The 7,611-nt window shown below is 50.6% G+C and carries 8 protein-coding genes, 1 rRNA gene and 2 riboswitches; all 9 genes read right to left on the bottom strand.

Annotated elements, in window-relative coordinates; genetic code table 11:
- Positions 1-154 (bottom strand): 16S ribosomal RNA (locus BM101_RS13530); the annotation flags it as partial.
- A 518-nt stretch (positions 155-672) separates the two neighbouring features.
- Positions 673-1,887, bottom strand: coding sequence for a putative hydroxymethylpyrimidine transporter CytX (gene cytX / locus BM101_RS13525; RefSeq protein WP_087033699.1), 1,215 nt, complete (start codon positions 1,885-1,887; stop codon positions 673-675).
- A gap of 49 nt (positions 1,888-1,936) precedes the next feature.
- On the bottom strand, positions 1,937-2,449 hold the full coding sequence (gene thiW / locus BM101_RS13520) for an energy coupling factor transporter S component ThiW (RefSeq protein ID WP_245825801.1): 513 nt from the start codon (positions 2,447-2,449) through the stop codon (positions 1,937-1,939).
- Between the two features lie 25 nt (positions 2,450-2,474).
- Entirely contained in the window at positions 2,475-3,251 is a 777-nt protein-coding gene (locus BM101_RS13515) for an SDR family oxidoreductase (protein WP_087033700.1), read from the bottom strand.
- A 20-nt stretch (positions 3,252-3,271) separates the two neighbouring features.
- Complete coding sequence (locus BM101_RS13510) at positions 3,272-4,744, bottom strand: acyl-CoA reductase (protein WP_087033701.1); 1,473 nt, start codon at positions 4,742-4,744, stop codon at positions 3,272-3,274.
- Positions 4,737-5,843, bottom strand: coding sequence for a LuxE/PaaK family acyltransferase (locus BM101_RS13505; protein WP_087033702.1), 1,107 nt, complete (start codon positions 5,841-5,843; stop codon positions 4,737-4,739). The genes BM101_RS13510 and BM101_RS13505 overlap by 8 nt, the downstream gene beginning before the upstream one ends.
- Before the next feature lie 67 nt (positions 5,844-5,910).
- Positions 5,911-6,012, bottom strand: a riboswitch (TPP riboswitch).
- Between the two features lie 65 nt (positions 6,013-6,077).
- A riboswitch (TPP riboswitch) is annotated at positions 6,078-6,180 on the bottom strand.
- 52 nt (positions 6,181-6,232) lie between these two features.
- Positions 6,233-6,358, bottom strand: coding sequence for a hypothetical protein (locus BM101_RS14460; protein ID WP_256212281.1), 126 nt, complete (start codon positions 6,356-6,358; stop codon positions 6,233-6,235).
- Between the two features lie 23 nt (positions 6,359-6,381).
- Positions 6,382-7,095, bottom strand: a complete 714-nt coding sequence (locus BM101_RS13500) for an HAD family hydrolase (protein WP_087033703.1) — start codon at positions 7,093-7,095, stop codon at positions 6,382-6,384.
- Positions 7,096-7,245: 150 nt separating this feature from the next.
- The coding region (locus tag BM101_RS13495; protein WP_143084481.1) for an RNA-guided endonuclease TnpB family protein at positions 7,246-7,611 on the bottom strand (366 nt) is incomplete at its 5' end.

The following is a 7,611-nucleotide window of genomic DNA, read 5'->3' as shown; positions in this document are numbered from 1 at the left end:
CCCCTCTTATGGGCAGGTTACCCACGTGTTACTCACCCGTTCGCCACTATTCTCTCGATCGGAAGCAAGCTTCCAAAAGAAAGAACCGTTCGACTTGCATGTATTAGGCACGCCGCCAGCGTTCGTCCTGAGCCAGGATCAAACTCTCATGTAAATGTGGACTCTTGTACAGAAATCCTACATGTAAAATTTAAAAGCTCATTTGTTACGTTACTGACTTTATGTTTGCGATACTGCGTATCGCCTTCGTTTGCTTTGATAGAATCAAAGCTCCCTGCACATTTGGTTCGTTCATTCTTTGTTCAGTTTTCAAAGGTCAATCGATTCATCACGCATTACGTGACAACCTCATAATATTACCACGGCTTCAACTTTCCGTCAAGCACTTATTCGGATTTTTTCAATTAAATTTTGCTTGCTATCAACAAACAGAAGTGGCAACTTCCATATATTATCACCCTACCGATGGCATGTCAACGACTTTCCTGAATTTTTTCAGGCTGCCTTTCGCATTTCCGTAAACCACTCATTATCATAAGCTCTTTTATCGAATAAAAAAAAATGGGCGCGGACTTTTCAGCCAATACCCATCCATTTTTATCTTAATCGTTGTTGCATTCATTTTGCCTCGGCTGTTCACGCAGACACAATTATATTCGGTTATCCGAGCGTTCAGTCCACAGGTGCATAGGCTTCGGAAATTTGCTCCGATTGCTTTTTATACCTTTTTCCATTAATCGCATATGACAATAGCATCACCAACGCAATGACCGGCAATGACGTCCCCACTGGCGTCGATAGGGATAAAAATAATCGGTAGACCAGAAAGCCTGCGAACCACATCAACAAATTGACCTTATCGATGGAGGCCGTTATCGTTTGCTTTTTCAACAGGAAATAATCCGTTATCAGAATGGCAATCATCGGTATGAAGCAGGACCCGATCAAATACAGGAAGTTTTCGAATTGCATGACCGGCACAAAACAGCCGATGACGGTCCCGATGACGGTAATCGCTAATCCGATTGTTTTCTCCGAAAAAGAATCGGAGATGGTGCGGAAACTGATGGCGGCCGAACGGGCGTCCAAATAGGTAGTCGTCACGGTCGATAGGATGACAATGAGCACGGCAGAGATGCCCAGACCCATCGCACCCATCAGTTGCGCCACATCCTGATAGCCTGTAAAAACGGCAGCGCCCAGACCGATGATGAACATCCAGCAGCTACCAACAAAATAGGCAAGATTACTCATTCCGTTAGCCAATCTTGGCTTTTTGGCCGTACGGGTGTAATCGGCAATGACGGGCACCCATGATAAAGGCATCGCTACCGACAATTCGATTGCAGCTCCGAAACTGATTTTGCCTGTCGCCGCAACAGCTGCTGCCCCTTGGGAAATTTTATACGTCAACAGCAGACACAATACCAATAAGGCTATCACCGAAAAAGAATTAACTTTTGCGATGGCATGCACGTCCAACGCCATCCAGATGAAAATAAGCCCCCCGATCAGAAGACTCGCGACCACTGTAGCGGTGCTCCCCTCCATGCCCAGCAGCACTTTGATGGCACTGGCACCGTTGACGACCATTACCGCGGTCCACCCAACCAACTGCAATACGTTGAGCACCGAAAAGAAAAGCCCGCCTTTACTGCCGAATGATATTTTGAGTGTCTCCATCGCGTTCATGCCCGTATCGGCGCCGATCTTCCCAGCAAAATACATGACCACACCACCGATGATATGGCCAATCAAGATCGATAAGACCCCTTTCGCCATACCCAACGGCGCAATAAAGGTCCCCGTTAAAATTTCCGAGATTGAAATGGCTGCTCCTAACCATAGCCAGCTGTTGCTTATCGTACTTGTTTTTTCTTCCGTCATATATACTCTCCCCTTTTGCGTTATCTCACTCTATCCCGCTGATGCTTACTTAGCCTTCTTCTATCCTTCCCCTGTTCAATAAATGTCTTTTGTCCATCTCTACGGCAATAATATAGGCCATCAGCGACCCCAGAGCGGAACTGATCAGAAAGCTTGGCAAAAAGAGCATCAACGCGGCCGTTTTCCCCATAAAGAATTGCGCTATGAAGGTGCTGACCAGCGAGCCCAAGATCCCCGTTCCCAGCCATTCGCCCAAAGCCGCGTAGCCGATTTTTTTAGTTTTGGCATAAAGCAGACTTGCGCAAATGGCCCCGATCATGCTGCCGGGAAAAGCAAAAATAGTTCCTGTGCCCAGCATGTTGCGCAGGACGGAAACGCCAAACGCTTGCAAAATGGCGTACCCCGGCCCTAGCCAAATTGCCGTCAATACATTCAGCAGATGCTGCATTGGTGCCGCTTTGACCATGCCGATGGGAATGACGATCACGCTGTTGCAGATCACCCCCATGGCGATGATGACTGCGGTAGTTACTAATTTTTTTGTATCCATTTTTGTGTTCATTTTTTTGCTCCTTCTTCTTTTGGATTTATTGGTTGCTCAGCCCGCCATCAACGTATAGTTTCTGCCCGGTCAGAAAACGGCTGTAAGGACTCAGGAAGAAGAAAATGGTTTGCGCCACATCCTCAGGCATCGCCATTCTCCCCAGAGGCGTTTGGTTGATGACCGCATCTTTTATTTCTTCCTGCGAATCTTTTGTGGCATCGGTCGGATAAACCATCCCCGGAATGACCAGATTGAGGCGCACGCCTAAACGCGCCAATTCATTGGCCGTATTTTGGACGTATGCTTCCAACGTCGCTTTACCTACATTGTAGGTATGATAGGTCACCAATGGCCGCTTCACCAAGTTGGATGACAGCACTACGACACGGCTATCCGGTTGCATGGTCAACAGCGGCAAGGCTTTTTGCAGCAACACATGCAAAGGTTTCACCGTTTGCTGTTCAGCGCGCTCGTACTCTTCCCATTCGATCTCCCAATGATAGGGACGCTTTTGCGCATCGAAGCGGTAGGAAAAAGCCGCATTGCAGACGATGCCGTCCAGCCGGCCGAATTCCATTTGGATGGCTGCGACCAATTGCGCAATCGCCTGTTCGTCGGTCATATCCGCCGAAAGGCACCAACCGCCGCCTTCAGCCGTTTGATTGCAATAGTCCTCCACCGCTTTCGCCTGTTCATGGCTGTGCAGATAGTTGATGATCACAAAAGCTCCCTGCTCAGCCAGCAGTTTGGCCGTATCGGCGCCGATGCCGCGGCTCGCCCCGGTCACCAGGTACACTTTATCTTTTAACAGGTATTCCATCGGTTTGCCTCCCCTTTTCCTCAATCTGCCGTCGCACTGTACTTCACCGCCAAACTCTCGGCGCTGCGTTCCAGATCGACCATATTCACTAAACTCATCAGGTTCAAGCCGCCATCATGGTGCCATCCCGCTTCCGGCAGCGTCATCTCCCCGATGGCGCTTATGCGTGTGACCCCTTCACCGGCCAAGAATTCGGCCCACGCAAATAATGTTTCGGTCGGAACGGCCAATCCCGCCGTCTGCAACAGCGCGCGGTGCCTTTCCAAAAAGGGCTGCAGGTCCGCTTGCCGTCTAAAGGGAATCACCGTGACCGTGCGGTTCAACGCACTGGCGGTCAGCCCAGGACTCCCGCAGTCCGCTTGATAATAGACGCCCCAATGCGCTTCCTCATCCGTCAACAGGAAATCCCGATCCGCTTTGATCATTTGCAGTTCCCGCATGTCCAGCCACTGCTTCAGGCTGGTTTGCTCGGCGAGCGACAACTCCCTGCGGGGATAGCGCAGCTGGTCGCGCGCGAATTGCTGCGCCAGCATTTTCGCAAACACCGCGCTGGGCAAGGCTTCATTTTCTTCGACGAACACCACTTGGGAAGAGTAACAGCCCTGTTGGTCGTAAAAGACACTGTCTTTGGCTAGCCTTTGCAGCGTGTCGCTCGCTTTAAAACGATCGAGCGCCTCTTTTGCCACCACGCTAAAACTCAATTTATGCCCATACGGCAAAAAGCGGGTAGTTATCGGCACGCGGCTGCGGACGGCTGCGACGGTTTGATTATTACCATATGCCAAAACACCTTCCACATTGGCGAACAGCTCCTTCTCGACGGCTTCGTCTCCGCCCGGCCAATAGACGATCGCCAGACTGTCGGCCAGCCGCGGCTCGTTGGCGACAAGCAATTGCGCAAACAAACTGGCCATCAACGGTTCCCCGGAGGAAACCTTGCCGATGACACTTGACTTCACCAGACAGGCGGACACCAGGCTCCACAAGCTCAGACTGGGAACATTTCCGGCCCAAATGTGGCAAGTGATCGGCAACCCGACCGCCCTAGTGAAGGAACCTTTCGCATTCGGCTGGAACTGGTCCAATAAGGACGGATTGCCGAAATCGGCATGCAGGAAACGCGCCAATTCGTGTTCCTGGAATAATTTCAGATAACGCGTCAGCCCCAAACGGATGATGTCGGCATCATACCCCGTCATGACGGGCAGCCATTTTTCAGCCAAGCGACGGTACGGATGTTCGCGGTCAAGCAATTGTCGAATCGCCCGGTCAATCACCCTCACCCTGTCCTTTACCGGGATGGTCGCCATCGCTTGTTGGCGGTCGTGGAGAAAAGCCGTCAGCTTCTCTGCCGATTCCGGCGTCAGGACGGGCATCGACATGCTGACGGATTCATCGCGGCCTTCATAACTGAATATTTTCTCGGACAAACAGCCTTGGAAAGCAGCAGGGACATAGCCCAGATGGATTTGCTGTCGTTTTTGTTCAGTCATTCCGTTTCACCGCATCCATGAACTCGGACAGACTGATGGAGCAGCCCTTTGCATCGCTCCCTTGGGCACGGCCCAGCAAAACAAAGCCGCCCTCCCTCTGGTAGCCGACGTCTTCGGTCTGCAACGCCAGCACCGAATTGTAGTTGGCCAAATCATAATGGACGATGATCCCTTGTTCGCCGTAGGGTACGTCTTCATTCGTCAACGGATGGATGATGCGCGTCCGCATCCAATGCGGACCGTACATGACTGACGGAACGGTTTCGTTCGTTTTGTCGTAATATTCCGTGCTCAGTTCCGTCATGCCATACATGTTGACGCAGCGGCTGCGCGGAACGGCGAATGTCGCCGCGAGCCGGTCGTAGAACTCATCCAGCGTCAGCTTCTGCGCATAGCTTTTGAACCCGCCCGTATCAAAAACTTTGCTGCCTTCCGGTAAACGATAGGTCTTGTTTCGTTCCGCAAATGCCTCCAAAACCATCGCCAGACTGTAGGTGGCGCCCAGCAGCAGAAATGGTTCGTCGGTAGCGATCGCTTGCTCCAAATCCTGCTCCAGCAAGGAATAGTCGATCGTGTCGGCTTCGATGTAAAAATGCGTTTCGCCGATGCCGAATGCTGCCGCACCGACCGTCAGATAATGCGCCAAACTCGAATGGGGCATATGCCTTTCATCGGGGAACAATACGCCCATCCTGAAACGATCCCGGTCTCCCATCACCATCTCGGCGAAAAAAGTCTGCATCGACAGATCATAGATGTCCGTATCCGGATGATAATGCTTCCCGCGCACCTTTTTCGTCGTGCCGCTGGTCATAAAGCATGCCTGCGTATCTTCTGCCGGCACGCAGCTGAGCGTCGCTTCCTTGAAAGCGTTGATGGGAACCGGCGGAATATCCTGCCATTTTTTCACGGTCCGCAACGTTTTTCCTTTTTGTTGGCAAAATTTGCGGAACGGCACGTTGTATTGAAACTGATAGCGGAAAATAGCCAACGCCATTCGGTCATAATCCTCTTCACCGGCGCTTGCATTTGCGATAAAAGCCGCCAGTTCGTCCTTCAGCTTGGCCTGCAGTTCGGCCTGTTCTTGTGAAACGGTCATCTCAATTCCTCCTCATGGTAAAACAAAAAGACACCTCGCCTGAGATGTCTTGGATATAAGCACGGACTCCAAAAGTATCTCACTTCCCTCCGCCAGTACGAACTGGATCAGGTTTGAAGGGTTCTGACAGCGTCAGTCTCAGCGCAAAAGCGCACCCCTAGTGATAAAAAAACGCCATATAATCTGATACGGAAATCAGAAAATATAGCGTTTATGATGTCTATTATATTATGCAATAGTCAAACGCCACATTCCCTCCGCTAGTACGAACTAGATCAGGTCGAAAGGGTTCTGACAGCGTCAGTCTCAGCGCAAAAGCGCACCCCCAGTGGTTCTCATTCAATTCTAACAAAAAACGGTGAAAACGCAACCCTTATTTTCGTTTTTCTTTAATGATCAGCTGCGTTGCAGCTCAGCATAAAGGACCGGAAAGCCGATTCGCCGGTATTCGTTACCAGCGTTTCCGCATTGGCGATGGCTTCAGCCAACTGCGTCGATTTAGTGATGATATCCAAATTTCAGGATCCACGATACGCCATTACTCATTATTTTCCATGTAAAACTCCGCATCGGAAAGGCTATCGAACTGGAAAGCCGGCTGCTGATTGTCCTTGCGGATGACGGAAGGGATCCATTTCAGTTTGATTTTCCCGTCATGACTCGGCATGTCATTGATGTCATCCTCAACGAGCACCGTCTGTATCCCTGCCGCGTTTGCGGCTTCCACACCCACAAGCGAATCTTCGAAAACCAGCGTATCTTCAGGCGCTATGCCAATTTTCCGGCAAACCTTCAAGAAAATTTCCGGATCCGGCTTGCTGTTCCTCACTTCGTCCCCGCCCACGATTACATCGAACAGCGTTGCATCAAGGTTTTCCATTTCAAGATAGGCCAGGATTTCTTCGCGTTTCGACGAAGAGGCCAACCCCACCTTTTTGTCATTCGCTTTCAAATAGGCGAGCAACGAAACCAGTCCCGGCTTCTTATACACCCGATTGTCCGCTGCGATGATTTCATGTTTGAAATGAACCATCGCTTTCCGCCAAGCGGCAATATCCTGCTTCTCGCCGTACAACTCCTTCATGGCTTGCCGGATGCCCTCATCATTCCTGCCGGTCAGAAAGTAATACACTTCCGGCCGCATCTCCATATCGAACTGCTCCGCCGTTTTCAGGTAGGCATTGTAGGCGATCCTGCCGGTATCAAACATCAAGCCATCCATATCAAAAATAGCCAAGTCGAATTTTTTCATAAATAAAGTTCCTCCATCCTGTTGTGAACTACTCACGACTCAAGTCGCGAGTTTCCTACGAACTCCTTCCTTGCCTGCGTATGTCTTTGCAGACAGAGGGAATGGATATGGGTAGGCTCAAAAGGCAGTCCCTGCCTCATTGTTTTTCTCTTACTTGGCTAACGCCAAAAGGTTCATGCTGGCATTGATGTCCCGATCATGGAATGTGCCGCAATCCGGACACGTCCAGTCGCGGATATGCGGGGCTTTCTTGCCGTCCCGACGTCCGCAAGCGGAACAAAGTTGGGTGGACGGGTAGAACTTGTCCGCCTTGATGAGCGTTCGGCCTTTCCATTCGGCTTTGTATGTCAATTGCCGGCTGAATTCGAACCAACTGACATCCCCAATCGCTTTCGCAAGTTTGTGGTTCTTCATCATATTCGAACTCCGCAGCGTCTCGATCACGATGACTTGGTTTTCGTCCGTGATTTGGTTGGAGAGTTTGTGCAAGAAGTCCTTGCGTTGGTTCGCAATTTT

The sequence above is a fragment of the Trichococcus palustris genome (assembly GCF_900114465.1).
In the GTDB taxonomy this organism is placed as follows: Bacteria; Bacillota; Bacilli; order Lactobacillales; family Aerococcaceae; genus Trichococcus; species Trichococcus palustris.
Note: the sequence above shows the minus strand (reverse complement) of the source record. Positions and strands in the feature narration are given on the sequence as shown.